This window comes from Nocardia acidivorans NBRC 108247, from assembly GCF_001625085.1.
Classification (GTDB): domain Bacteria; phylum Actinomycetota; class Actinomycetes; order Mycobacteriales; family Mycobacteriaceae; genus Nocardia; species Nocardia acidivorans.
Map to the genome: position 1 here is coordinate 1 of NZ_BDAW01000027.1, position 23,486 is coordinate 23,486.

The 23,486-nt window shown below is 67.3% G+C and carries 29 protein-coding genes and 1 pseudogene; 17 read left to right on the plus strand and 13 right to left on the minus strand.

The window, feature by feature from the left end:
* Positions 1–47: 47 nt before the first annotated feature.
* Together NA10_RS16250 and arsM are read right to left on the minus strand one after the other, a co-directional pair.
* Positions 48–230, minus strand: coding sequence for a hypothetical protein (locus tag NA10_RS16250; RefSeq protein ID WP_067568689.1), 183 nt, complete (start codon positions 228–230; stop codon positions 48–50).
* 51 nt (positions 231–281) lie between these two features.
* Positions 282–1,094, minus strand: coding sequence for an arsenite methyltransferase (gene arsM, locus NA10_RS16255; protein WP_067568690.1), 813 nt, complete (start codon positions 1,092–1,094; stop codon positions 282–284).
* 116 nt (positions 1,095–1,210) lie between these two features.
* Between arsM and NA10_RS16260 the strand changes: the two genes are divergently transcribed.
* From NA10_RS16260 to NA10_RS16280, 5 genes are all read left to right on the plus strand, one after another.
* Positions 1,211–1,579, plus strand: a complete 369-nt coding sequence (locus tag NA10_RS16260) for an ArsR/SmtB family transcription factor (protein WP_067568691.1) — start codon at positions 1,211–1,213, stop codon at positions 1,577–1,579.
* Positions 1,576–2,301, plus strand: a complete 726-nt coding sequence (locus tag NA10_RS16265; protein WP_067568692.1) for an aquaporin — start codon at positions 1,576–1,578, stop codon at positions 2,299–2,301. The genes NA10_RS16260 and NA10_RS16265 overlap by 4 nt, the downstream gene beginning before the upstream one ends.
* A gap of 75 nt (positions 2,302–2,376) precedes the next feature.
* Positions 2,377–2,841, plus strand: a complete 465-nt coding sequence (locus NA10_RS16270; protein WP_067568693.1) for a GyrI-like domain-containing protein — start codon at positions 2,377–2,379, stop codon at positions 2,839–2,841.
* Positions 2,842–2,927: 86 nt separating this feature from the next.
* Positions 2,928–3,392, plus strand: a complete 465-nt coding sequence (locus NA10_RS16275) for a hypothetical protein (RefSeq protein WP_067568694.1) — start codon at positions 2,928–2,930, stop codon at positions 3,390–3,392.
* Entirely contained in the window at positions 3,389–3,700 is a 312-nt protein-coding gene (locus tag NA10_RS16280) for a transcriptional regulator (protein ID WP_067568772.1), read from the plus strand. The genes NA10_RS16275 and NA10_RS16280 overlap by 4 nt, the downstream gene beginning before the upstream one ends.
* A gap of 10 nt (positions 3,701–3,710) precedes the next feature.
* On the opposite strand, the gene NA10_RS16285 is transcribed toward NA10_RS16280, so the two are convergent.
* Positions 3,711–4,193, minus strand: coding sequence for an NUDIX hydrolase (locus tag NA10_RS16285; RefSeq protein ID WP_084514781.1), 483 nt, complete (start codon positions 4,191–4,193; stop codon positions 3,711–3,713).
* A gap of 451 nt (positions 4,194–4,644) precedes the next feature.
* Here NA10_RS16285 and NA10_RS16290 point away from each other — a divergent pair, with 451 nt between their 5' ends.
* A complete protein-coding gene (locus tag NA10_RS16290; protein WP_067568695.1) occupies positions 4,645–5,394 on the plus strand; it encodes an alpha/beta fold hydrolase in 750 nt (249 codons plus the stop codon).
* On the opposite strand, the gene NA10_RS16295 is transcribed toward NA10_RS16290, so the two are convergent.
* The 3 genes from NA10_RS16295 to NA10_RS16305 all read right to left on the minus strand — a co-directional run bounded on the left by NA10_RS16295 (position 5,391) and on the right by NA10_RS16305 (position 7,846).
* Entirely contained in the window at positions 5,391–5,684 is a 294-nt protein-coding gene (locus NA10_RS16295) for a hypothetical protein (RefSeq protein WP_157556551.1), read from the minus strand. The two genes, NA10_RS16290 and NA10_RS16295, sit on opposite strands and share 4 nt — an antisense overlap.
* A gap of 109 nt (positions 5,685–5,793) precedes the next feature.
* Complete coding sequence (locus NA10_RS16300; RefSeq protein ID WP_067568774.1) at positions 5,794–7,317, minus strand: FAD-dependent monooxygenase; 1,524 nt, start codon at positions 7,315–7,317, stop codon at positions 5,794–5,796.
* Between the two features lie 319 nt (positions 7,318–7,636).
* Entirely contained in the window at positions 7,637–7,846 is a 210-nt protein-coding gene (locus NA10_RS16305) for a TOBE domain-containing protein (RefSeq protein WP_067568697.1), read from the minus strand.
* A 58-nt stretch (positions 7,847–7,904) separates the two neighbouring features.
* Between NA10_RS16305 and NA10_RS16310 the strand changes: the two genes are divergently transcribed.
* A complete protein-coding gene (locus tag NA10_RS16310) occupies positions 7,905–8,432 on the plus strand; it encodes a hypothetical protein (RefSeq protein WP_157556552.1) in 528 nt (175 codons plus the stop codon).
* 35 nt (positions 8,433–8,467) lie between these two features.
* Here the strand turns inward: NA10_RS16310 and NA10_RS38670 are convergent.
* Together NA10_RS38670 and NA10_RS16315 are read right to left on the minus strand one after the other, a co-directional pair.
* Positions 8,468–8,647: pseudogene (locus tag NA10_RS38670) on the minus strand (YciI family protein); the annotation flags it as partial.
* A 41-nt stretch (positions 8,648–8,688) separates the two neighbouring features.
* On the minus strand, positions 8,689–9,156 hold the full coding sequence (locus tag NA10_RS16315) for a DUF6328 family protein (RefSeq protein ID WP_067568775.1): 468 nt from the start codon (positions 9,154–9,156) through the stop codon (positions 8,689–8,691).
* Positions 9,157–9,539: 383 nt separating this feature from the next.
* Here NA10_RS16315 and NA10_RS16320 point away from each other — a divergent pair, with 383 nt between their 5' ends.
* The 8 genes from NA10_RS16320 (at position 9,540) to NA10_RS16355 (ending at position 16,470) form a co-directional block, all read left to right on the plus strand.
* On the plus strand, positions 9,540–10,745 hold the full coding sequence (locus tag NA10_RS16320) for an AAA family ATPase (protein WP_084514783.1): 1,206 nt from the start codon (positions 9,540–9,542) through the stop codon (positions 10,743–10,745).
* 32 nt (positions 10,746–10,777) lie between these two features.
* Positions 10,778–11,746 (plus strand): DUF58 domain-containing protein, encoded by a 969-nt coding sequence (locus NA10_RS16325; RefSeq protein ID WP_067568776.1) that lies wholly within the window; start codon positions 10,778–10,780, stop codon positions 11,744–11,746.
* A complete protein-coding gene (locus NA10_RS16330) occupies positions 11,743–12,747 on the plus strand; it encodes a VWA domain-containing protein (protein ID WP_067568699.1) in 1,005 nt (334 codons plus the stop codon). Before NA10_RS16325 ends, NA10_RS16330 begins: the two co-directional genes overlap by 4 nt.
* A gap of 49 nt (positions 12,748–12,796) precedes the next feature.
* Positions 12,797–13,516, plus strand: coding sequence for a 3-oxoacyl-ACP reductase FabG1 (gene fabG1, locus NA10_RS16335; protein WP_067568700.1), 720 nt, complete (start codon positions 12,797–12,799; stop codon positions 13,514–13,516).
* Positions 13,517–13,600: 84 nt separating this feature from the next.
* Positions 13,601–14,437 (plus strand): NADH-dependent enoyl-ACP reductase InhA, encoded by an 837-nt coding sequence (inhA, locus tag NA10_RS16340; RefSeq protein WP_067568701.1) that lies wholly within the window; start codon positions 13,601–13,603, stop codon positions 14,435–14,437.
* 16 nt (positions 14,438–14,453) lie between these two features.
* A complete protein-coding gene (locus tag NA10_RS16345) occupies positions 14,454–15,521 on the plus strand; it encodes a ferrochelatase (protein WP_157556554.1) in 1,068 nt (355 codons plus the stop codon).
* A 147-nt stretch (positions 15,522–15,668) separates the two neighbouring features.
* On the plus strand, positions 15,669–16,181 hold the full coding sequence (locus NA10_RS16350) for a mycothiol transferase (RefSeq protein ID WP_067568703.1): 513 nt from the start codon (positions 15,669–15,671) through the stop codon (positions 16,179–16,181).
* 46 nt (positions 16,182–16,227) lie between these two features.
* Positions 16,228–16,470, plus strand: coding sequence for a hypothetical protein (locus NA10_RS16355; protein WP_157556555.1), 243 nt, complete (start codon positions 16,228–16,230; stop codon positions 16,468–16,470).
* Here NA10_RS16355 and NA10_RS16360 read toward each other — a convergent pair whose 3' ends face one another.
* Positions 16,471–17,163: a DUF1345 domain-containing protein gene (locus NA10_RS16360; RefSeq protein WP_067568705.1), complete on the minus strand. Its 693-nt coding sequence runs from the start codon at positions 17,161–17,163 to the stop codon at positions 16,471–16,473.
* Between the two features lie 130 nt (positions 17,164–17,293).
* Between NA10_RS16360 and NA10_RS16365 the strand changes: the two genes are divergently transcribed.
* Positions 17,294–18,076 (plus strand): alpha/beta fold hydrolase, encoded by a 783-nt coding sequence (locus tag NA10_RS16365; RefSeq protein WP_084514787.1) that lies wholly within the window; start codon positions 17,294–17,296, stop codon positions 18,074–18,076.
* Here the strand turns inward: NA10_RS16365 and NA10_RS16370 are convergent.
* From NA10_RS16370 to xylA, 3 genes are all read right to left on the minus strand, one after another.
* Positions 18,042–18,851, minus strand: a complete 810-nt coding sequence (locus NA10_RS16370) for an aldo/keto reductase (RefSeq protein ID WP_067568706.1) — start codon at positions 18,849–18,851, stop codon at positions 18,042–18,044. The two genes, NA10_RS16365 and NA10_RS16370, sit on opposite strands and share 35 nt — an antisense overlap.
* A gap of 74 nt (positions 18,852–18,925) precedes the next feature.
* A complete protein-coding gene (xylB, locus tag NA10_RS16375; protein ID WP_067568707.1) occupies positions 18,926–20,362 on the minus strand; it encodes a xylulokinase in 1,437 nt (478 codons plus the stop codon).
* Between the two features lie 11 nt (positions 20,363–20,373).
* Positions 20,374–21,552, minus strand: coding sequence for a xylose isomerase (xylA, locus tag NA10_RS16380; RefSeq protein WP_067568708.1), 1,179 nt, complete (start codon positions 21,550–21,552; stop codon positions 20,374–20,376).
* A gap of 62 nt (positions 21,553–21,614) precedes the next feature.
* Between xylA and NA10_RS16385 the strand changes: the two genes are divergently transcribed.
* On the plus strand, positions 21,615–22,826 hold the full coding sequence (locus tag NA10_RS16385) for an ROK family protein (protein WP_067568709.1): 1,212 nt from the start codon (positions 21,615–21,617) through the stop codon (positions 22,824–22,826).
* A gap of 16 nt (positions 22,827–22,842) precedes the next feature.
* Here the strand turns inward: NA10_RS16385 and NA10_RS16390 are convergent, their stop codons facing one another.
* Positions 22,843–23,454: a TetR/AcrR family transcriptional regulator gene (locus NA10_RS16390; RefSeq protein ID WP_067568710.1), complete on the minus strand. Its 612-nt coding sequence runs from the start codon at positions 23,452–23,454 to the stop codon at positions 22,843–22,845.
* Positions 23,455–23,486: the final 32 nt, after the last annotated feature.

The following is a 23,486-nucleotide window of genomic DNA, read 5'->3' on the forward strand; positions in this document are numbered from 1 at the left end:
AAGAGCCCGAACCGGTTCCGGACCCCTCGACGTCGAGGCTGTGACCACTACATGAAGCTGGACTCCATGGTGGGGCCGAGAGCGGCGTCGCCGCCGGTGATGATCGGCTGGCAGTTGCCGTAGCCGGCACCGCCGCCCACCGGATCGGTGACGCGCACGACGGTATCGCGGATCTGGTGCAGGTGGATGCCGTACCGGCTGCCGTCGGCCCGTTCGAGCAGCGCGGGCACCAGATCATGCGGACGGGCGCGTCGGGGACCGGATGAAACCGCTGGTCCTCCCTACTGGCCGGAGCAGCAGTCGCCATCGCAGCAACTCGGCACGGCGGGTTTGACGGCTTTGACGATCGCCGAATGCATACCGTCCGCCACGGCGTGGGTCGTCGTGATCTCGATATCGCTGAATCCCGCGGCCGTCAATTGGTCTCGGTACTCGGTGAAGGAGAGTGCGCCCGCGATGCAGCCGACGTAATCGCCGCGTTCGGCGCGCTCGGCGGGGGAGAGGGTGTCCTCGGCCACGACATCGGTGATGCCGATGCGCCCGCCCGGCACCAGAACCCGCGACATTTCGGCGAAGACGGCGGGCTTATCGGTCGACAGGTTGATCACGCAGTTGGAGATGACCACGTCGATAGTGCTGTCGGACAGGGGAATCGCCTCGATGGTGCCTTTCAGGAACTCGACATTGGTCACTCCGGCCTTGGCGGCATTCGCATTGGCCAGGGCCAGCATCTCATCGGTCATATCGACCCCGAACGCCTTACCGGTCTCCCCGACACGGCGCGCGGACAGCAGTACGTCGATGCCGCCACCGGATCCGAGATCGAGTACGCGTTCGCCCACCCGCAGGTCGGCGACCGCGGTCGGATTGCCGCAACCGAGCGATGCGGCGACGGCCTGGATGGGAAGCTCATCGCGCTCGGCGGCCGCGTACAGGCTCGCACCGAAGTTCTCGTCGAGCTCCATGGCATCGGTCGCGCAGCAGTCGCTGCCGCCGCAACAGTCTTCGGCGGTGCCGCCCGCGGCCACCGCCGTCGCCGCCGCGGCGTAGCGGGATCGCACGGTTTCGCGCAGTGCATTGTCGAGTTCGGACATGGGGATCACCCTTTCGGAGCACCCTCAACCGGAGTATTTGCCCTGCTGACCGTGCTGTATTGACGACTGTCTAATCAAGTGTGGTGGGCTGGATCGACATCTGTCAATATAGAAATGTGTCGAAACAAGAACTCCCGGCGATCGCCCTGGCGGATTGCTGCTCCACCGCGCTGTCCGAATCCCTCGATGCGGACACCGCGATCACCCTCGCGGGAGCCTTCAAGGCCCTCGGCGACCCGGTGCGCCTGCGCCTGCTATCGCTGATCGCGGCCGGCGGCGGCGACGACGTGTGCGTCTGCGAGCTGACTCCGGCCTTCGACCTGTCCCAGCCCACCATCTCCCATCACCTGAAAGTGCTCCGCGAGGCGGGCCTGCTCACCTCCGAGCGACGCGGCACCTGGGTGTACTACCGCGTGATTCCCGCTGCGCTGCAACGACTCTCCGACGTGCTCGCGCCCACCGGCCTGACCGCCACGCCCGCGTGAGCGACACCATCGCGCCGCCACTCGCGCGCCGGTTGGCGGCCGAGTGCGTCGGAACCGCGGCGCTGGTCGCCGTCGTCGTCGGTTCCGGTATTGCCGCGCAACAACTTTCGCCCGCCGATGGCGGTCTGCGACTACTGGAGAATTCCACCGCGACGGTCTTGGGTCTCGCGGTGCTGATTCTGGTGTTCGGGCCGGTCTCCGGCGCGCACTTCAATCCGGCCGTATCCCTGGCCGATTGGCTGGCCGGGCGTCGCACGCGGACCGGACTCACGGGTTCGCAAGTCGCGGCGTACTCGGCCGCGCAGATCGCCGGGGCCATTGTCGGCGCGATCCTGGCGAACCTCATGTTCAACCAGTCCGCCGGCCAGATCTCGACTCATGATCGAGTCGACAGCGGTCATCTGATCGGCGAAATAGTCGCCACCGCAGGGCTTATCCTGCTCATCTTCGCCCTGGCGCGAACCGGGCGATCCGCGCTCGCCCCGGCGGCGGTCGCGGCCTGGATCGGTGCGGCCTACTGGTTCACCAGCTCCACCTCCTTCGCGAATCCCGCCGTCACGATCGGACGGATGTTCACCGATACCTTCGCCGGTATCGCACCCGCCTCCGCGCCCGGATTCATTGCCGCGCAATTGATCGGCGCGCTGCTCGGACTCGGCGCGGTCGCGCTGTTCCATCCCGCGCCACCCGTCGCGGCCGATGATGTAGTCGTTCCGCACTGATCCGTGACACCGATGAGTTTTCCGCTCGCGCACCGTCGACAGTCATAGCCAGACGACTCACCCCGGAGGAATCAGATGACCGCTGTACCCGAACTCGTCACCCTCGATCCGGTCGTGACGGCCGCCGTCCGCGCCACGGTCCCGCTGTCCGGGCTCCGTGACTTCTTCGATGCCTCGTTCGGTGCGCTCGGGGGCGCGGTGGCTGCCCAGCGGCTCGACATCAAAGGGCCCGCCTTCGGTCTCTATCGCGGAGCCGGTGGTGACCCGCTCGACGTCGAGGTCGGGTTTGCCGTCGGTGGTCCGGTCGAACCCACCGGTGCTGTCATCGCGAGTTCGCTGCCCGGCGGTCGGGTCGCGCGTGTCATTCACTTCGGTGGATTCGACGGACTCACCTCGTCCTGGACCGAACTTCAGGCGTGGATCGAATCGCAGGGCCTGGTGCCGGCCGCCCATCGCTGGGAGGTGTACATCACCCAGCCCTCGCCCGATATGAATCCCGATGACCTGCGCACCGAGCTCAATTGGCCGATAGTCGACTGATCTTCGGCGCTCGGCGACCACCCTTGACTTTCCTACCGGGAAAGTGGGACGCTTGACTTTCCCGGTAGGAAAGTGAGGGGGTTGTCATGGAAGACATTGCCGCGGATCAGGCTCGGGCCGCATTGGATGCGGCGGAGCGGGCTCGGCGTCGGGTGGCCGACGAGGTGGGACTGCCCCGGGGTTACTGGTGGGGCATGGCGGCCGGATGGCTGGTTTTGGGGGTGATCGGCGATGTGGGGCCGGGGTGGTTGGTGATCGCCGCGACGCCGGCCTTCGGCGCCGGGCACTCGTTCGTGGCTTCGCGTCTGCTCGATGGGCGGCGGCGCACGGACGAGGTGCGGGTTTCGGCCGATACGGCGGGTCGGCGGACGCCGTTCGTGGTGATCGCCATGCTGGTCGGATTGGTCTGTGTCACGGTCGGTCTGGCGCTCGCGCTGCACGCCGACGGGGCCGGACATCCGGGGATCTGGGCGGCGGCGGTGGTCGCGGCGATCATCGGATTCGGGGGACCGGAAATGCTGCGGGTGCTGCGGCGGTGGGTGCGGGCATGACCCGGGCGCGGTTCGACGAACTGATCCATCCCAGTACCAGGCTGTCGCTGGTGGCGACGCTGGCGGCGGCCGACTGGGCGGAGTTCGCGTTTCTGAAAGACCGTCTGGCGCTCTCGGATTCGGCCCTGTCGAAACAGTTGGCAACGCTCGAGGATGCCGGATATGTCAGCACCGAGCGTCGCCTCGACGGCAGCCGCCGCAAAGTCCGGGCGCGGCTGACGGACACCGGCAGGAAAGCCTTCCTGGGGCATATCGCCGCACTGCGGGAGATTGTGGCGGCCGCCGCGCCGCCATCGGATCCGATCTAGCTCGAGGAATTCAGCGCTTGTCCCGATACGTTTCGAGGATGCGGCGAATCGACGGCGTCACCGGGAGGTCGCCGTCGAGCGGGATCCACCGGTAGTCGTTGTAGTTGCTCAGCCGGATCGGCCCGACACCGGCCACCTCGACCGCGAAATGTTCGCGGCGGACCGGTTTCCCGGCATTCGACAGATAGTCGAAACCGCCCAGATGCGTGCGGATGTCGACCACCGTCAGTCCGGTCTCCTCGAGGACCGCGCGCGCCACCGCGACGGCCAGCGCCTCACCCGGGCGCACCGTCGTGCCGGGTAGGTTCAACGGTCGAGTACCGGCCACATACTCTTGTCGCTCCAACAGCAGCACCGCGCCGTTGTTCTCCAGGACGACGCCGAGCCGCAATGCCACGCCATCGGCTTCGGCCTTCGCCTGTAGTCCGGTCAGCACCGACTCGCCGATCGACTGCCGGGGCGAAACCTCGAAATCCCACACTTGTGCACCCACATCCCGTACCGCCGGACACCGTCGACCGGCACAGTTTCTACGCTACCGCTGGAAAACCACTGGAGTGGAAGGAGATCCGCAAGTTTCGGCGCATCTCCACGGGACGGTCGCGTATGCCGGAAAGTTTTACGCATCCGATACCGACTGTCACAGTGTCCACGAGGCTGAATCCCCGCGCCAGTCAGGGCGCACTTCGGCCGAATTCAGGTGAGCACTGCGGCGAGTCGGTCGGTGATTCCCAGCGCCCGGCGGCCAATCTCGACGCGAACCCGAGACGGGCCCTCGCCGCCTCGTCACTCGCGGAGCTCGATCAGGTTCGGCGTCGGGTCCGTCCGATGGGGATCCTGGATCGCGGATCCTGGATCGCGGAAGTCTTGAGGCGGAATGGAATTTGTCACTCCGGGTGGGGGTGTGCTGGACCTTGTCGGCGCGAAAGGCAGAGACTGGGGTTATGAATGATCTCGCGGTGCGGCGGGTCGGGAATGGTCCGGAGATAGTGCTGGTGCACGGTGGGGCCGGGCCCAGTACCACGTGGGCGGGACTGGCGGGGCTGGCCGCGCGGTGGACGCTGGTGCAGGTGTATCGGCGGGGGTTCGAGCCGAGTCCGCCGGTGCGGGGGCGGCATGACTTTCTGGTCGATGCGCAGGATCTGGGGGTGTTGTTCCGGGCGCAGCGGGCGCATGTGGTCGCGCACTCCTATGGGGTGCTCGGGACATTGCTGGCCGCGGTGGCGGATCCGGGGAGTGTCCGGTCGCTGACCTTGATCGAGCCGCCGCTGTACTTCCTGGCCGGGCAGGATGCGGATGTGGTGCGGCTGAAGGAGTTGGGGGACATGGTCCTGTGCGATGGACTCGACTCCGAACCCGAGGCGCTGCGGGAGTTTCTCACTCTCGCGGGGGCTCCCGGCATCGGTGCGGGCCGACTTCCCGAATCGGTGGCGGTTGCGGTGCGGCGCGCGCAGTTCGCCCGGCTGCCGGGGGAGATCACGCTGGATCTGGAAGTGTTGCGTACGAAGGAGATTCCCGCGCTGGTCGCCTCCGGTGCGCATCGGCCGGGGATCGAGCGAATCTGTGACGGGCTCGCCGCGGCCTTGGACGCACAGCGGGTGGTGGCACCCGGCGCGGGCCATTTCGTCGCGGCCGCACCGGGTTTCGCCGACACACTGGAGCGTTTTCTGTCCGGAACCGACGCGCTCGGCTAACAGACCATACCGTGGCGCACCGCGGATTTGACGTCGAAGTTGTCCGGATCGACAGCTGTTCTGACCACCGTCTGCTTCGGCACATCGACCAGGAAGGTCCAGCCGCCGGACAGCGCGACACCGGCGGCGTCGACTCGATTGACCTGAATGTATTTGTCGCTGTTCGGAATTGGACGGGCGGTCAAGCGGCCGAACCGCGTCTCGGGCGCCTTCGCGCGCACCAGTTCGATGGCCGAATCCATAGCCGTGCGCGAAGCGACATCGGGTGCCGTCGACTGCTGTGCTTGCATGATGGTCGTTCTCCTCGCGTTTCCAACCTGTCCGCGTAGTCATACCGGTTTCGCGGCCGGAGGGCACCCGATATCGTTTCTCCGGCCGCGGAGCAGACCGCGCGGTTGACTATTGTGCCGCGCCGAACCAGGTGGTGAGCGCCGCGCGCAGGTCGGCGGGGTCGGCGGGCTCGTCCACGCCGGCGGCCCAGGCGACACAGGCGTCAGGGCGGATCAGCACGGCGTCTGCGGGGCGGTAATCCGTTTTGCCGCTGTGGATTTCGATGCGGTGCGCCCACTCCTGCGCAACCTCCCGCAGTTCGGGGCGATCGGCCAGATCGAGGAATACCGGCCGCGCCGTCCGCATCAATTCCGCGATACTCGTGGTGCCGTCGTCGGTGTGCAGGGTCAGGTCGGGGGCGAACCCGCCGATGAGATGATGATCACCGGTGAGCGGGTAGCGAACATCGCTGCCCGCGATGAAGGCTCCCATCCGCTCGAGTGCGGGCCTGTCCGAGAGCAATTCCCGGAAGACCGCGCGGAGAGCATCGGCGGCGGGATCCTGCGCACGACGCAATGCCACCTGCGCCTGGGTGTGCAGCATGGTGCGGACCCCGGCGAAATGCCGTTCGCGATGGTAGCTGTCCAGCAGTCCCTCGGGGGCCCAACCCTGCACGGCGGCAGCGAGTTTCCACGCAAGATTGACCGTATCGAGCATGCCCGCGTTCAAGGCCACGCCGGTCGCCGGGAACAGATGCGCCGCATCGCCCGCCAGCAGAATCCGCCCGGCACGGTAGCTTTCGGCTTGGCGCGCCTGAAAGGTGAAGCGCGACAGCCGAGTCGGCGATTCGATCGGCACGTCCACGCCGAGCACCCGGCCGATGCTGATCCGCATCTCTTCCAGGGTCATCGGATTGTCATCGTCGTATTCGGTGAGCTCGTCCTCGGTGGTGAAGACGCTGAGGGGCCTGCCCTCGACGGCCGGTCCGAAGGCGAAGACGCCGCGATCGGTGCGCGTGAATCCCCACTCGACCCGGCCGAGCCCGGGAATGTCGAGCGCGCCGTTGTCGAGCACCCGCACTCCGTCGCCGACCATCACCGTGGCGAACCGGTTGATCTCCGGATAGGTGGTGCCGGGGAAGGCGAGTCCGGCCATGGCGCGCACCGAACTGCGCCCGCCATCGCAGGCCACCAGGTACGGCGCGGTCACCTGATAGGCGCCCTCGGGTCCGCGCACCTCGGCGGTCACGGTGTCATCGTCCTGCCGCACCGCGACGACCGCATGTCCGCGCAGCACCTCGGCGCCGAGTTCGACGGCCCGCTGTTCGAGCACGTCCTCCACGAGCGCCTGCGCGATCGGCATGGCGTGCATGGGCGACTCCGGCAACGGCGTGAAATCGAGTTCCACACCGCCCCAGGGCAGACTGGCCGGGACCAGATTCTTGCTGCCCACCGCCTCGAACCGATCCAGGATCCCGCGATAGCCCAGCAGTTGCAGAATCTGCCCGCCCAGCCCACTGGCCTTCGGAGTCGCCCGGCGCTGCGAATGCCGTTCGAGCACCAGCGGGCGCACCCCCGCCAGACTCAACTCCGAGGCCAGCATCAGCCCGGTCGGTCCGGCACCCACGATGATCACGTCGGCTTCCACACGCATATTCGTCACTCCCAGTGCCATGGATACTTGGTTCGAGGAGTGATTCTGCGCGATGACCCGGGGGTTGCCGCAACCTAGGGGATGCGATATATGTTGAAAGGGGAAGCGAGACCGACCATTTGGATCAGGTCGGGAGACGCCCCCGTTCGGCCGGTCGTGCGAGCACTCCGCCACCGGCCGGAATCTCCCGGATCAATGACGGCGGGGGCGTGGCCTGCCCCGACGAATCAGGCTGAGGCCGTACCGGTTTCGGCGATATTGTGATCCACTCCGTCAGTTCGGGCCGACCCGGGCTTGGTGAACCGCAAGGCGAGTCGGGCTATTCGATGCCGAGGGTGACCTCGGTCGACTTGATCAGGACCTTGACCTGGGTCCCCTCGGCCAGACCGAGGTCGTCCACGGCATCGCGGGTGATAGAGGAGGTGATCTCATCACCCCCGTTGAGCCGGATACGCACAACGGCCATGGCCTCGCCGCGCGTTACCGAAATGACCGTGCCGTCGAGTTGATTACGGGTGCTCAGTCGCATAGCCGGGAGCCTACGCAGCGGTGAAACCGATCGCCGGTATTTGCCGACCGAGGCCCGAGTGGCATTTCGGCAACATATGAGCATCGGCGGCGCGGACGGGGGGCATGATGTGGTGATCGCAAGGGATTCGGCCAACGACGGGAGGCACTTCGTGTTCGGTCGCTCCATTACCGCACCACTGTTCGCGCTGGCGGGAACGCTCGGCTGCAGCGGCCTCGTCGCCGCGACCGCGACCGCGCAGTCACCCGCTTCCATCAGCGTCGATTCCGCGCTGACCTATCGGATGACCACGCTGGCCATCGGCGGCAGCGCCGACTGCTCGGGCGGCGGCACCGCCGGAATCCAGGTCGTCGACGGTTCGCTGGAGCAGATGTTCTCCGGCGGCATCGGCGGCCCGATCGCGATCACGCTGGACGGACCGGTCCGGATCGACTGCGATGGCATCGCGCACCCCTGGTACGGCAACCTCATAGCACCCGGCCGGGCGCTGCCGAAAGACTCCGGCGGAATGCTCACCGTCAACCTCTCCCAGGGCTCGACGGTCATCGCCACCACGGGATCGCGACCGATTCATATCGTGAGCTGACCTGGACGCTCGAGCGCCCGGCGGGCCGCCCGGACGGCCGAGATCTCCTCCGGTGTCCACTTCTCCATGGGCACGTCATTGACCGCGCTCGGCGCGCCGCGATAGTGCTCGAGCAGCAGGTACTTCGCCATGATGTCTTCTCCTGAGTGCCGGGTGCGATCCGGTTCCGGGCCGCTTCTACTACGAGGACGGAGCCGATCCGGAGTTCTCGACATCCGGGGCCGGAATATTTCGAGTGACCACCGCGCGCTGCCCGTCAGGCGATCCGGCCGCGGCGCTGATGCCAGGGGTGCAGCACCCAGACCGCCGCGAAGAGGCCGGCGAAGGCGGTGCCCGCGATGGCGGCGGGTATCGGCCCGGCGACCGTATCGAATATCAGCACCGCGGTACCGATCAATGCCAGGCCCAGTAATCCGAGGCCCGCTATCGCGTAGCGGTGCGCCGCGGTCACCACATTCTCGATTCGATGTCGCCGGAACAGGATTCGATGCGCGGCCACCGGTGCGATCAGGCAGACCGTGGCCGCGATGGAGGCGGTGACCACCGCGAGATAGAGCACCCGCATCGCACCCGAGAGCACTTGAAAGCGATTCTGGAAGGGGAGCGTGAGCAGAAATCCGGTCAGGAGCTGCACGCCCGTCTCCACGACGCGCAATTCCTGAATCAGACTGCTCCAATTGCGGTCCAGCCGTTCGATTCCCGTCTCATGCCGCCCGTCGGCCACGCAGTCCGCGCAGAGCCAGCGCTCGCTCTCGGGTACGGCGGGCTCCTGGCCGGGTCCGAGGTGCCGCGCCCAGGTCTCGGACACGATGCTCTCCCTTCGTTGCTCACTATGTGCCGCATACCCGCTCGGACGCGCACGACACTCGCGTGAGCCCCGCGACGCGCACTGGGAACTCACTGTGGAAATGCTGAGATTCGGGTCGAATACCCAGGTCGCCCGGGTGTGGACGGCAGGATCGAACGAAATTCGCGATCCGCCCGCGACGCGACTTGCCCCTCGCACCCCAACCGGGTGCGGCGAACGCGCCGGATACCTGGAATAGTTGGGGCGGAACGCACAGGACCAATGCGAAAGCGGGGATTTTGGTGACTTCGACTGATGGTGTGAGCGGAGTGAGTACGGTGAAGGACGCGCCGCCGCCGAACACCCTCGAGCGCGATGTCCAGACCCTGGAAAAGGCGATCTACGAAGTCAAACGGGTGATCGTCGGGCAGGATCGGCTGGTCGAACGGCTGCTGGTAGGTGTGCTCGCGCGCGGCCATGTGTTGCTCGAGGGTGTGCCCGGTATCGCCAAGACCCTGGCCGTGGAGACCTTCGCAAAGGTGGTGGGCGGCAGCTTCTCCCGCGTGCAGTTCACCCCCGACCTGGTGCCCACCGACCTCGTCGGTACCCGTATCTATCGGCAGGGCCGTGAGGAGTTCGATACCGAACTCGGCCCGGTGGTCGCGAACTTCGTACTCGCGGACGAGATCAACCGCGCACCCGCCAAGGTGCAGTCGGCGCTGCTCGAGGTGATGGCCGAGCGGCACGTCTCCATCGGCGGCAAGACCTATCCGATGCCGAATCCGTTCCTGGTCATGGCGACTCAGAACCCCATCGAGAGCGAAGGCGTGTACCCGCTGCCCGAGGCGCAGCGCGACCGCTTCCTGTTCAAGGTGGTCGTGGACTACCCCTCCGTCGAGGAGGAGCGCGAGATCATCTACCGGATGGGCGTCACCCCGCCCGAGGCCAAGCCGGTGCTGGATCCGGACGAGGTGGTACGCCTGCAGAAGGTCGCCGCCAATACCTTCGTCCATCACGCGCTGGTGGATTACGTGGTCCGGGTCATCGCCGCCACCCGCAAGCCCGCCGATTTCGGTATGCACGATGTCGCAGGCTGGATCTCCTACGGCGCTTCGCCGCGCGCGAGCCTGGGCATCATCGCCGCCGCGCGTGCGGTGGCGCTGATCCGCGGCCGCGATTACGTGGTCCCGCAGGATGTGGTCGAGGTGATTCCGGATGTGCTGCGGCATCGCCTGGTGCTCTCGTACGATGCGCTCGCCGACGAGGTGTCGCCCGATGACGTGATCAAGCGCGTCCTGCAGACCGTCGGTCTGCCGCAGGTGGCCCCGCAGGCCGTCGCCCCGGGTGGCGCGCCCGCGCCGATGCCCGCCGCGCCGCCGGTCATGGGTCCGCACGGCCAGCAGTCCGCGCCCGGCATTCCGCAGCCGCCGCAGGGCCAGCAGGGTATTCCGCAGCCGCCGCAGGGGATGCCGCAGGCCCCCAACGGTCAGGTGCAAGGGGTTCCCGGCCAGCCGCAGCCCAAGTGAGGCGGGCCTCGGATTCGGTTGCGCCCGTGACGATCTCAAATCCCAGCGGCTCCTCGCACGCCCCACCCTCGTTCCGGCAGGGCGAACTGACGGACCCGCGTCTGGCGGCGGCGTTGAAGACCCTCGAACTCACCGTGCGCCGACGTCTGGACGGCGTCCTGCACGGTGATCACCTCGGTCTCATCCCGGGACCGGGTTCCGATGCCGGTGATGCGCGCATATATCAGCCGGGTGATGATGTGCGCCAGATGGATTGGTCGGTCACCGCCCGCACCACGCACGCGCACGTCCGCCAGACCATCGCCGACCGCGAGTTGGAGACCTGGCTGGTGGTGGACCTGTCCGCCAGCCTCGACTTCGGCACCGCCTTGTGCGAGAAGCGCGATCTGGCGGTGGCGGCCGCGGCGGCGGTCACCCATCTGACCAGTGGCGGCGGCAATCGCATCGGCGCGGTCATCGCCAATGGTGAAGAGCTGGTTCGCATTCCGGCCCGCAGCGGCCGGGTGCACGCGCAGACCATGCTGCGCAAGATCGCGACCACCCCGCACGCCCGCGACGGCGTTCGCGGCGATTTGCAGGGCGCGATCGAATCGCTGCGCAGGCCGCAGCGCAAACGCGGTCTCGCCGTGGTCATTTCCGATTTCCTCGGTGATATCGATTGGCAGCGGTCGCTGCGCGCCATCTCGGGCCGGCACGATCTGCTCGCGGTCGAGGTGCTCGATCCACGCGATATCGAACTGCCCGAACTCGGTGATGTGGTGTTGCACGATCCCGAGACGGGTCGCACCCGCGAATTCAGCGTCACCGCCACACTGCGCGCCGATTACGCGAAGGCCGCGCAGCGCCACCGCGGGCAGGTGGAATCGGCGCTGCGCAGTTGTGGCGCGCCGGTGATGGAATTGCGTACCGATCGGGACTGGATCACCGATGTGGTCAGGTTCGTGTCCACCCGGCGCCATACCTTCGGCGCCTCGAATGCGGGACGGGTGCCGCGACAGTGAGCCTTTCGAATTTCACCCATCAATGGTGGCTGGGTTTCCTGGCCGTGGTGGCGATTATCGCGCTGATCTATGTGCTGGTGCAGCGGCGTCGGCGCAGGCATGTGCTGCGTTTCTCCAATATGGAGATGCTGGAGAAGGTCGCGCCGAGTCAGCCCGGTTGGTTCCGGCACGCGCCGGTGGCGCTCATGCTGGTCGGCCTGATTCTGCTGACCTTCGCCGCCGCCGGTCCGACCGCCGCGAAGAAGGTGGCGCGCAATCGCGCGACCGTCATTCTGGTGATCGACGTCTCGCTGTCCATGGAGGCGACCGATGTGCCGCCGAGTCGAATTCAGGTGGCCAAGAAGGCCGCCAGGGAATTCGCGGACGGACTCACCCCGGGAATCAATCTGGGTCTGGTCACCTTCGCGGGGACCGCGTCGGTGCAGATGTCGCCGACCACCAATCGCGAGGCCGTCAAGGCGGCCATCGACAATATGAAGCTGGCCGAGCGCACCGCCACCGGTGAAGGGATCTTGACGGCTCTACAGTCGATCGACACCTTGGCCTCGGTGCTCGGTGGCGCCGAAACTCCGCCGCCCGCACGGATTGTGCTCATGTCCGACGGTAAGCAGACCGTGCCGGACGATAAGGACGTCGACAATCCCCGCCACGGTTTCACCGCCGCGCGACTGGCGAAGGAGAAGGGCGTCCCGGTGTCGACGATCTCGTTCGGCACCACCTGGGGCACCGTCGAGATTCCGGATCAGGACGGCAAAGGCTCACAGCGCGTACGGGTTCCGGTCGATGACGATTCCCTGCGCGAGATCGCCAAGCTGTCCGGCGGCGATTTCTACACCGCCTCCAGCCTGGAAGAGCTGACCCAGGTCTACGACACCCTCGAACAGCAAATCGGGTACGAGATGACGATGGGCGATGCCAGCCGGCCGTGGTTGCTGCTGGGCCTGGTGGTGACCGCCGCAGGCGTGGTGACCGCGCTGCTCTATCGTCAGCGTCTGCCGTAAATCGGTACCGCGCGCCGAGTCCCGAACACGAACAGATAGGTTTCCCTCTATGTCGAACATCACATCCCGATCGGTACTGGTGACCGGCGGTAACCGCGGCATCGGTCTCGCGGTGGCTCAGCGCCTGCTCGCCGACGGACACAAGGTGGCCGTCACCCATCGCGGGTCGGGCGTGCCCGAAGGGCTCTTCGGCGTGAAATGCGATGTGACCGATAGCGAGTCCGTCGATCGCGCCTTCACCGAGGTCGAGGCGCATCAGGGTCCGGTCGAGGTCATCGTCGCCAATGCGGGCATCGTGGAGCACGCGCTGTTCATGCGCATGAGCGAGGACACCTTCACCAAGGTCATCGACGCCAACCTCACCGGTGCGTGGCGAGTGGCCCAGCGCGCCAACCGCAATATGCTCAAGGGCCGCTGGGGCCGGGTGATCTTCCTGGGCTCGGTGATCGGCCAGGCGGGCGGTCCCGGTCAGGTCAACTACGCGGCGGCCAAGGCAGGTCTGGTCGGTATGGCGCGCGCCATCACCCGTGAGGTCGGCAAGCGCAATATCACCGCGAATGTGGTCGCCCCCGGCCTCATCGACACCGATATGACCCGTGAGGACATGACCCCCGAGATGCGCGAGAAGGCACTCGAATTCATTCCCGCCGGTCGCATCGGCCAGGCCGAGGACGTCGCCGCGGCGATCAGCTTCCTCGCTTCGGACGACGCGTCCTACATCTCCGGTGCCATTATCCCCGTCGACGGCGGAATGGGCATGGGCCACTGAGCTTGTCGCTGTAAGACACTGTGCTCGGCTCGACCCCGAACGCACCGACTCCCAGAACTTTGAACGAGGAGAACCGAACAACCCATGAGTGGATTGCTTGCTGGCAAGACCGTGCTCATCACCGGCATCATCACCGATTCCTCCATCGCCTTCCACGCGGCCGCGGTCGCGCAGGAGCAGGGCGCGAAGGTGATCATCACCGGTATTCCGGAGCGGCTGCGGCTGATCGACCGGATCGCCAAGCGGCTGCCGCAGGAGGTTCCCCCCGCCATCGGCCTCGATGTCACCAATGAGGAGAACCTGGGCGAGCTGGCCGACAAGGTCCGCGAGCTGGCTCCCGAGGGCATCGACGGTGTGCTGCACTCCATCGCGTTCGCACCGCGCACCCTGATGGGTCCCGAGGCCATGCCGTTCCTGGACGGTCCGGGCCCGGATGCCGCCAAGGCGTTCGAGATCTCGGCCTGGTCGTACGCCTCGCTGGCGCGCGCGGTCCTCCCGGTCATGAACGAGGGCGGCTCCATCGTGGGCATGGACTTCGATCCGCGCACCGCCATGCCGTACTACAACTGGATGGGTGTGGCCAAGGCCGCGCTCGAGTCGGTGAACCGGTATGTGGCGCGAGAGGTGGGCGAGGCCAAGCGCATTCGCTCCAACCTGATCGCCGCGGGCCCGATCAAGACCCTGGCCGCCAAGGCCATCGCGGGCACCGCCACCGATGACGCGAAGCAGCTGAATATGCTCAACACCTACTGGGACGGCGCGTCGCCGATCGGCTGGGATGTCGACGACCCGACCGTGGTGGCCAAGTCCGTGGTGACCATGCTGTCCGACTGGCTGCCGGGCACCACCGGTTCCATCATCTACGTCGACGGCGGTGCCAGCCACAACACCTGGTTCCCCGCCGACGGTTTCAACAACTGAGCTGAAGGAGTTGGCCGTGGCCGCGGATGCCGCTGCTGAACAAGTGGATGCGCTGCTACTGCTGTCCTTCGGCGGTCCCGAGCGCCCCGAAGACGTGATGCCGTTCCTGGAGAACGTCACCCGGGGCCGGGGCGTACCGCCCGAGCGTCTCGCCGAGGTCGCGGAACACTATCTGCACTTCGGCGGGGTCTCGCCGATCAATGCGCTGAACCTCGACATCATCAAGGCGGTCGAGGCCGAATTCGCCGCGCGCGGAATCGATTTGCCGGTGTACTTCGGCAACCGGAATTGGCATCCGATGGTGGAGGACACCGTCGAGGGGATGCGGGTGGACGGAATCCGTTCCGCCCTGGTGTTTCCCACCTCCGCGTGGGGCGGGTACTCCGGATGTCTGCAGTACCACGAGGACATCGCGCGGGCGCGGGCCGATGTGGCCAATGCGCCCGATCTGGTGAAACTGCGCCAGTATTTCGATCACCCGCTGCTGATCGAGTCGGTGACGGACGGGATTCGCGCGGCCGTGGCCTCGCTGCCCGCCGATCGGCGGGAGGGTACGCGGCTGGTGTTCACCGCGCACTCCATTCCGGTCTCCGCCGACAATGCCTCCGGTCCGCCGGGGGAGCAGCGGCTGTACAGCCGTCAGGTCGCCGAAGCCTCTCGATTGGCCGCCGCCGCAACCGGTTTCGAGGACTACGACCTGGTGTGGCAGTCCCGCTCGGGTCCGCCGCAGGTGCCGTGGCTGGAGCCCGATATCGTCGATCACCTGGATTCGCTTGCGGCACAGGGCGTGAACTCCGTCGTGGTGTGCCCGATCGGATTCGTCTCCGATCATCTCGAGGTGATCTGGGATCTGGACAACGAGGCGAAACAGCGTGCCGCCGAACTCGGTATGGCCTTCGCGCGCGCCGCGACCGCCGGTGGTGACGCCCGCTTCGCGCGCATGGTGGTCGACCTCGTGCAGGAACGACTCACCGGAGCCGAACCGGTCAAACTGAGCGATATGCCCAGTCTGGGTTGCACTCTCAATGGCGCATCCTGTGTCCCCGGATGCTGTGCTCTGCCTCCACGCCCCACCACGCACTGACCAGGTAACGCCCCGTGATCCCGGGCCATTCCTTCCCGTCACCCCGGTGCATCCCCTCCCGTCATCCCGGCGTGCCTGTGGCCGGGATCCACACGGGCACTGGCGAGTCGGGGAATATGTCGCCGCCTCGCATGCTTGGATTCGGTCATGACAAGTGCTGATTTGCTGGTCGACGCCTTCGGTCGGGTCAAGGAGAATGTGCACGGCGCGGTCGAAGGGCTGACCGTCGCGGAGCTGTCCGAGCAGGTGGAGCCGGGCGCGAACTCGATCGCCTGGCTGATCTGGCATCTGACCCGGGTCCAGGACGATCACATCGCCGATGTCGCGGGCCTGGAACAGGTCTGGACCGCGCAGGGGTGGGCCAAACGTTTCGACCTCGTCTTCGATGACGCCGCAACGGGATACGGGCAGGACGCCGCCGAGGCGGCCGCGCTGTCCGGTGTCTCGGCGGAGCTGCTGCTCGGCTACTACGACGCCGTGCACGAGCAGACCCTGGAATACGTCTCCGGTCTGGTGGACGCCGATCTCCCGCGCATTGTGGACACCCGCTGGGATCCGCCGGTGACCCTGGGCGTGCGCCTGATCAGCGTGGTGGACGACGATATTCAGCACTCCGGTCAGGCCGCGTTCGTCCGCGGCGTCCTGTTGCGTCGCCGCTGACCCCCTCACCGCCCGCGATGGCGCGGTGAAATGTAGTGTGTCGCAGGTGGACAGGGCTAATGATGGTCGCGCACAGCGTGACCGAGGTGTCGGTGCCGGTAACTCCCGCGGCGCGGTCGTCAAGAAGCGCGCCCTAGGCGCGCCCGACTACTTCGTGTGGGCGCCGGTGCTGAGCCTGTTCCTGGCCGCCGGCATCTGCATGACCATCGGCCAGTCCATGTTCCTGGCGGTGATCCTGGTCGTGGTGGCCGTGGTCATGGTCGTGCTCGATATGTGGTTCAACCGCTAGCTATTTCAGTACGTTCACCGCGCGGGCGATCACCAGGCTCACGGTGATCAGCGAGATGCCGGACTGCATCATCATGGTCAGCTTGGCCCAGCGCGACATGGGCATCACATCGGTGGGGCTGAACGCGGTGGCATTGGTGAAGGACAGATACAGGTAATCCAGGAACTGCGGCTCCCATTCGGGATCGGCCAGGTCGGGATTCTGCATCTGCACGAACAGGAAATCGGGATAGGGCTTGCGCGCATGCGCCCGCGCCGCGGGCCCGCCCCGATCGAATTCCCAATACCAGAGCGCGAATACCAGGAAATTCGACAGCCATACCGCCGCCCCCGCGGCGAGCAGCCCGGCGGCATTATTGCTGACCTCCCCGTCGATCAGCCCGTGCACCAGATGCCAGACGCCCCAGACCATGGCGAACCCGAGCAACCCCATCAGCCCGAGTCCGACGCGCCGCAGCCGCATCTCCTCCCGATCGAGTCGATACGGACTGGCGATGACCAGCACCACCAGCAGGACGAACCCGATGGCCGGCACCACCCACCGCGGCCCCGGGGTCAACTCATCGGGCAGGAAGAACTGCAAACCCAGCAACACCACCATCGCCGCGGTGGCCCACCACCGCGATTCCCCCGCGGTCCGCCGCGCCCACGCCGGCACCTGATCATCACCCGTCTGATTCTCCGACCCACTCACCGCAGCAGTATCACCCGCGCCCGCCCTCCCCGCCGGGACCGACGCAACACCACCGGTCGCCGATCCGGGCACGGTCGCGATTGTGGCGCATACCCTTTTCATCCGCCGAACCGGATGCCAGGCTCACCGGGTGAACCTCGACAGGCCGCCACTCGTGCTGCTGCACGGCATCACCATGTCCGCCCGGGCGTGGCAGGACGTGATTCCCCTCCTCGAACCGCATCACGAGGTGGTGGCGCTGACGGCGCTCGGCCATCACGGCGGTCCGTCACCCGCTCGGCGTCCGGCGCGGGTCGCGGATCTGGTCGATGCGGCGGAGCGTGCGCTGGACGGGCTCGGGCTCGAACGGGTGCATCTGGCGGGCAATTCGCTGGGCGGCTGGATGGCCATCGAGCTCGCCCGGCGCGGCCGCGCCCTGACCGTGTGCGCACTGTCGCCCGCGGGCTTCTGGGATGCGGGCGGTCACGACCAGTCCGGCGGCGTCGCGAAACTGCGCAGGATGATCGCGATGACCCGATGGACGGCCCCGGTGCAACCGCTCGCGCTGCGCGCACCCCTCGTGCGGCGGCTGGCCCTGCGCGATATCGCACGCCGGGGTGACCGCCTCTCACCCGCACAAGCGCTCGACGCGGCACGAGACCTGCTCGGCTGCACCGTGCTCGACGACCTACTCGGCAACCACGAACAAATAGCGCCCCTTGACCCGCCCCCATGCCCCATCACCTTCGGTTGGTCCGAGCACGACGCCATCCTCCCCGTCGCGGTCAACGGCACGATCGCCCGCGAACGAATCCCGCAGGCGCACTTGGAGATCCTGCCCGGCGTCGGCCACGTGCCGATGATCGACAACCCGGCCCTGGTCGCCGAGACGATCCTGGTCAGGACGCGGTGCTCGGATCCCAACCGGTGGTGAGGCCCTCGTCGAGGTCGTCGAGCTCGCGCATATCGGCGGGGCTCAACGCGAAGCCGTCCAGCTCGAGGTTGGCGCGGATTCGATCGGGATTCGATGACCGCGGCAGGGTGATGAAGCCGTGCTGCAGGCACCAGCGCAGCAGCACCTGGGCGGTGGAGACACCGAGGCCGTCGGCAATGCGAACCAGTACCGGATGGCGCAGTCGCGCCCCCTGGGTGAGGGGGCTGTACGCCTCGATGGCGATGCCCCGGTCTCGGCAGTAGCGCACCGTATCCGCGCGGGTGCCCAGGAGGAAAGGGCTGAGCTCGATCTGGTCGACGGCCGGGGTGACCTCGGAGTGCTGTGCCAATTCGGTCAGGTGCGGCACCAGGAAGTTGCTCACCCCGATCGAGGTGGCCAGCCTCTCGTCCCGCGCCCGCACCATGGTGTCCCAGGATTTCAACCGCTGCGCGGTCGGCCAGTGCATGAGCCACAGATCCACATGATCGAGACCGAGTTTGGTCAGGCTGGTCTCGAGCGCCTTCAGGGGGTCGCCGTGATCGCCGTTCCACAGCTTGGTGGTGACCCAGATGTCTTCGCGCGCGATACCGGACTCCCGAATCGCCGCCCCGACATCCTGTTCGTTCCCATAGATGGTGGCGGTATCGATATGCCGATACCCGGCTGCCAGGGCACCCGACACCGCGGACTTGGTAATCCGTCCGGGCCGCAGCTGATAGGTGCCGAATCCGACCGCGGGGATGCGGCGTGCGTCATTGAGCTCGAAAGCTGTCATCCGCACTGAAACCCGGCCCGGCGCTCCAGCATTCCGCCCGGACCGCTTTCCGCTCTCGGTGAACGCGGCCGCGGCTATCGTTCCGGGCTGGTCGGGGCCAGTGCTCGATACCTGGTCAGGACCTCGGGAGTCGTTGGTGCGGTGTAGGTTTCGGTCTCGCCGTGCGTCCAGGGTGGGGGATCGGCGGTGCCGGACAGGGTCCATGCCGCCTGCCGCGCCGCGCCGCCGGCCACGTATTCCCCGGGAGCGGGGACCGCTATCGGGACGGCGAGCAGGGCGGGGGCCAGCCGGCGGAGCGCGGGGGAGCGCGCGCCCCCGCCGATGAGGGTGATGCGGTCGATGGAGATGCCTTGGGCGCGAACGGTGTTCATGGCTTCGGCCATCAGGCAGAGCAGGCCCTCGAAGGCCGCGCGGGCGAGGTTCTCCGGGGTCATCGCGGCGGCGGTCATCCCGTGCAGACTGCCGGTGGCATGGGGGAGGTTGGGGGTGCGCTCACCGGCCAGATACGGGATATGGGTGAGTCCGCCCGCACCGGGGGCGGCTTTCAATGCCAGGAGGCTGAGCCGGTCGAGGGTGACGCCCAGGGCGGTGGCCATGGCGTCGAGTACGCCGGTGGCGTTGAGGGTGCAGGCCAGCGGGAGGAAGCGACCGGTGGCGTCGGCGAAACCGGCCACCGCGCCGGTGCGGTCGGCGGCGGGGGTGTCCGATACCGCGGCGATGACGCCGGAGGTGCCCAGGGAGAGGAAGACTTGGCCGGTGGTCAGGCCGAGTCCCAGTGCGGCACCGGCATTGTCGCCGCAGCCGGGTCCGATCAGCAGGTGGGACAGGCCGAGTCGGGGGTCCGCGGTCCCGGCCGGTTCGGCGGGACCGCGCACGTGTGGGAGTACGAGATCGTGGGTGTCCTTGCGGCGCAAGGCCAGTGCGAGCAGGTCGCGCCGGTAGGCGTTGGCGGCGGCGTCGAAGTAACCGGTTCCGGAGGCGTCGGAGCGGCCGGTGGTCAGGGTGTCGAGGGATTCGGCACCGCGCAGTCGCCAGGTGAGCCAGTCGTGGGGCAGGGCGATGGCGGCGATGCGCCGGGCGTTCTCGGGTTCGTGATCGGCGAGCCAGCGCAGTTTGGTGACGGTGAGCGAGGCGACGGGGACGGTGCCGACCGCGTCGGCCCAACGGCGCGCACCGAGATCGCGATCGCCGTCGCCGAGTTCGCGCACCAGGGCCTCGGCCGCCGCGGCGGAACGGGTGTCGTTCCACAGCAGGGCGGGGCGGATGACTTCGCCCCGCGCGTCGAGGCAGATCATGCCGTGCTGTTGACCGCTGATCGAGAGCGCGGAGATATCGTCGAGTCCGCCCGCTCGGTCGCACGCGCGCCGCAGCGCACGCCACCAGTGGTGCGGGTCGATCTCGGTGCCGGGCGGGTGCGCGGCGGTGCCGTGCCGGAGCAATCGGCCCGAATCCGCGTCGCGCACCACGATTTTGCAGGATTGGGTCGAGGAGTCGACACCGGCCACCAGCATCGCGGTACCCCTCAGCCCAGCAGATGTTCGAGTGCGAGCTGTTGCAGGCGCACGAATCCGTAATCGCGTTCGGCGGCACTGTCCGGATCGAATTTCTCGTCGGCGGACAGGAAGGATTCGATGGTCTCGCCCGGGTCGAGGGTGGGGTTCGCCAGGTCCAGCACCCCGGCGTATTCCATTGCCGCCGCGACGCGGGCATCGTCGCGGAACGCGCGCGCCTTCTCCGCCAGCATCAGGTACGTCGTCATACACGCCCGCGCCGAATCCCACACGCCCGCCATATGTTCGGTGCGCGAGGGCTTGTAGTCGAAATGCCGCGGACCGGTGTAGCGGGGGCCGTCGGGGCGGCTGGGGAAGCCGTTCTCGAGCAGGTCGACGGTGAAGAACGCGGAGATCAGGTCACCGTGTCCGAAGGCCAGATCCTGATCGTATTTGAGACCCCGCTGACCATTGAGGTCGATATGGAACAGTTTGCCGCTCCACAGCGCCTGCGCGATGCCGTGCGTGAAGTTGAGATTGGCCATCTGCTCGTGACCGGTCTCGGGATTCACCCCGACGATATCGCCGTGGTCCAGTTCGGCGATCAGTGCCAGCGCGTGTCCGACGGTGGGCAGGAAGATATCGCCGCGCGGCTCATTGGGCTTGGGCTCCAAGGCGATTCGCAGCGCGTACCCCTGCGATTTGATGTAGGCGGCGACCGTGTCCACGCCCTCCCGATAGCGATCCAGCGCCGCGTGCGGATCTTTGGAGCAGTCGTATTCGCTGCCCTCGCGACCACCCCACATCACGAAGGTCTCCGCTCCTGCCCGCGCCGCCAGATCCACCGCGCGCAGGATCTTGCGCAGTCCGAATCGGCGCACGGCCCGATCGTTGGCGGTGAGCGCGCCATCCTTGAAGACCGGATGGCCGAAGGTGTTCGTGGTGACCATCTCGATGGTCAGTCCGGCGCGCTCGGTGCAGGCCAGCAGCCGGTCGACGATCCGATCCTTGACGGCGTCGTCCGCGTCGAACGGGAACAGGTCGTTGTCGTGGAAAGTGATTCCCCAGGCGCCGATTTCGGCCAGACCCTCGACATAGTCCCAGGGTTCGAGGGCGGGTCGGGTGGCCACGCCGAAGGGGTCGATGCCGGTCCATCCGACCGTCCAGAGTCCGAAGGAGAACTTGTCCCGGGGGTTCGGCAGGCGAGTCATGGCGCATCCCTCCATTTTGTTTATCGATTGAACATAAAGTTATCGCGGGATAAGGTCAATGGGTGAATCACCGCTCCCCGCGGCCGGAGGCCGATCGGACCGTCGCACGGCAGTCGACCCTGCGCGAGAGCAATCTGGCCCTGGTCATCCGCACGTGCTTGACTGCGGCGCAACCGATCTCGCGCGCGGGTGTCGCGGCGGCGACGGGGATGACCCGCGCCACCGCCGCCCGCCTGGTGGATGAGCTGATCGCGGCGGGCGTCCTGGCCGAATCGCAACCGACCGCGGCGGGTGGGCGGGGAAGACCGGGCATGTCGATCATCGCGGGGCGCGGATTCGCCGCCCTCGGGTTGGAGGTCAACGGAACCTGTTTGGCCGCACGCGTTATCGCGTTGTCGGGCGAGATCCTCGCCGAGCGAATCGAGGGCGGTGACTTCAGGGCGAGCGAACCCGCACCCGTGCTGGCCCGGCTCGGCGCCATCGCCGAGGCGCTCTTGGCCGGCACACACGGCGGGACACACCTTGTCGGCGTCGGCCTGGCCTTGCCGGGCCTGGTGTCCACGGAGTCCGGCCGTCTGCTGATCGCGCCGAATCTGGGCTGGTCGAATGTCGAGCCGCGGCGCTATCTCGCCCTCGAAATCCCTGCGGGCCTGCCGATCTCGATCGGCAATGAAGCGGATTACGCGGCGCGCGCCACCGCCGAACTGGCCCCGGGCCGCCCCGAGGAACTACGGGACTTCATTTACCTGTCCGGTGAAACCGGTATCGGCGGCGCGGTGGTCCGCGATGGCGTGGTGATGCGCGGCCGACACGGCTGGGCGGGTGAAATCGGCCATGTCACAGTCGATCCCGGTGGCCCCGTCTGCCGCTGCGGCTCCACCGGCTGCCTCGAACTCTACGCGGGCAGGCATGCCCTGCTCGCCGCGGCGGACCTCCCGGAGACCGGCGCCGTCGACCTCACCGCCCGCGCGCTCGACGGCGATCCGGCGGTGATCCGCGCCCTCGAACGTGCGGCCTGGGCGCTGGGCGTGGCCCTGGCCGTGGTGATCAATATCGTCGACATCCCGGTGATCGTGCTGGGCGGACATCTCGGTGAACTCTCGGAATTCCTGATCCCGCTCATGAAAGGCCATCTCCAGGATCGGATGCTGTCCTCGCACTGGGTGGCCCCGGAGATCCGGGCGGGCAGCCCGGACCCCGTCCCCGGCGCGACCGGTGCCGCGTACGTCGAACTCGGCGAACTGATCGACAATCCGGCGCGGTGGATCGGCTAGCGGCCGGGACGCGGTGTCATCGATGATCCGGGCGGCGTGCGCCGACTATGCGCAGGGCCAGGTCGACGTAGTATTCGCCGAGATCTTCCGGTGTCCAGGGACCATTGTCGTGGTACCAGCGGGCGATATCGATGCCCAGGGACAGGATGGCGACCGCGGCCATATGCGGGTTCGGATTGTCGAAGGAGCCGTCGGCGACGCCGTGTTCGATGAGGGTGCGGACCTCGGTGTCGATGGTGTGGCGGATGTCCTTGATCTCGCGCTGATGGTCGGGGGACAGGGCCGCGAGCTCATAGTTGATGACGCGGGCGACGGTATGCGCGCGGGCATGGTGGATCGCGAAGTCCCGCATGAGGGCGATGAGCTGTTCGGTCGGCTCGGCCGACGAGGCGATCGCCGCCCGCACCCGCTCCAGGGTGTCCAGGTGCCCGGTGCGCGAAATCTGGTAGAGCAGTTCCTCTTTGGAGCGGTGGTGCACATAGATCGCGGCGGTGCTCAAACCCGCGATCGAGGTGACGTCCCGGGTGGTGGACCCGTGGAAGCCGCGTTCGGCGAAGGCGATCACGGCGGCGTCGAGCAGCCGTGCGCGAGTGTCGTCCGCGCGCGAGCGGTCCGCTGATTCGATCACGTGGCCAGTCTCCCATCACTCGGACCAGGATA

Coding starts and splice junctions, on each gene's coding strand:
- arsM (WP_067568690.1), bottom strand. CDS start 1,094: ATGTCCGAACTCGACAATGCACTGCGCGAAACCGTGCGATCCCGCTAC.
- NA10_RS16270 (WP_067568693.1), top strand. CDS start 2,377: ATGACCGCTGTACCCGAACTCGTCACCCTCGATCCGGTCGTGACGGCC.
- NA10_RS16275 (WP_067568694.1), top strand. CDS start 2,928: ATGGAAGACATTGCCGCGGATCAGGCTCGGGCCGCATTGGATGCGGCG.
- NA10_RS16280 (WP_067568772.1), top strand. CDS start 3,389: ATGACCCGGGCGCGGTTCGACGAACTGATCCATCCCAGTACCAGGCTG.
- NA10_RS16290 (WP_067568695.1), top strand. CDS start 4,645: ATGAATGATCTCGCGGTGCGGCGGGTCGGGAATGGTCCGGAGATAGTG.
- NA10_RS16295 (WP_157556551.1), bottom strand. CDS start 5,684: ATGCAAGCACAGCAGTCGACGGCACCCGATGTCGCTTCGCGCACGGCT.
- NA10_RS16300 (WP_067568774.1), bottom strand. CDS start 7,317: ATGCGTGTGGAAGCCGACGTGATCATCGTGGGTGCCGGACCGACCGGG.
- NA10_RS16305 (WP_067568697.1), bottom strand. CDS start 7,846: ATGCGACTGAGCACCCGTAATCAACTCGACGGCACGGTCATTTCGGTA.
- fabG1 (WP_067568700.1), top strand. CDS start 12,797: ATGTCGAACATCACATCCCGATCGGTACTGGTGACCGGCGGTAACCGC.
- inhA (WP_067568701.1), top strand. CDS start 13,601: ATGAGTGGATTGCTTGCTGGCAAGACCGTGCTCATCACCGGCATCATC.
- NA10_RS16350 (WP_067568703.1), top strand. CDS start 15,669: ATGACAAGTGCTGATTTGCTGGTCGACGCCTTCGGTCGGGTCAAGGAG.
- NA10_RS16370 (WP_067568706.1), bottom strand. CDS start 18,851: ATGACAGCTTTCGAGCTCAATGACGCACGCCGCATCCCCGCGGTCGGA.
- xylB (WP_067568707.1), bottom strand. CDS start 20,362: ATGCTGGTGGCCGGTGTCGACTCCTCGACCCAATCCTGCAAAATCGTG.
- xylA (WP_067568708.1), bottom strand. CDS start 21,552: ATGACTCGCCTGCCGAACCCCCGGGACAAGTTCTCCTTCGGACTCTGG.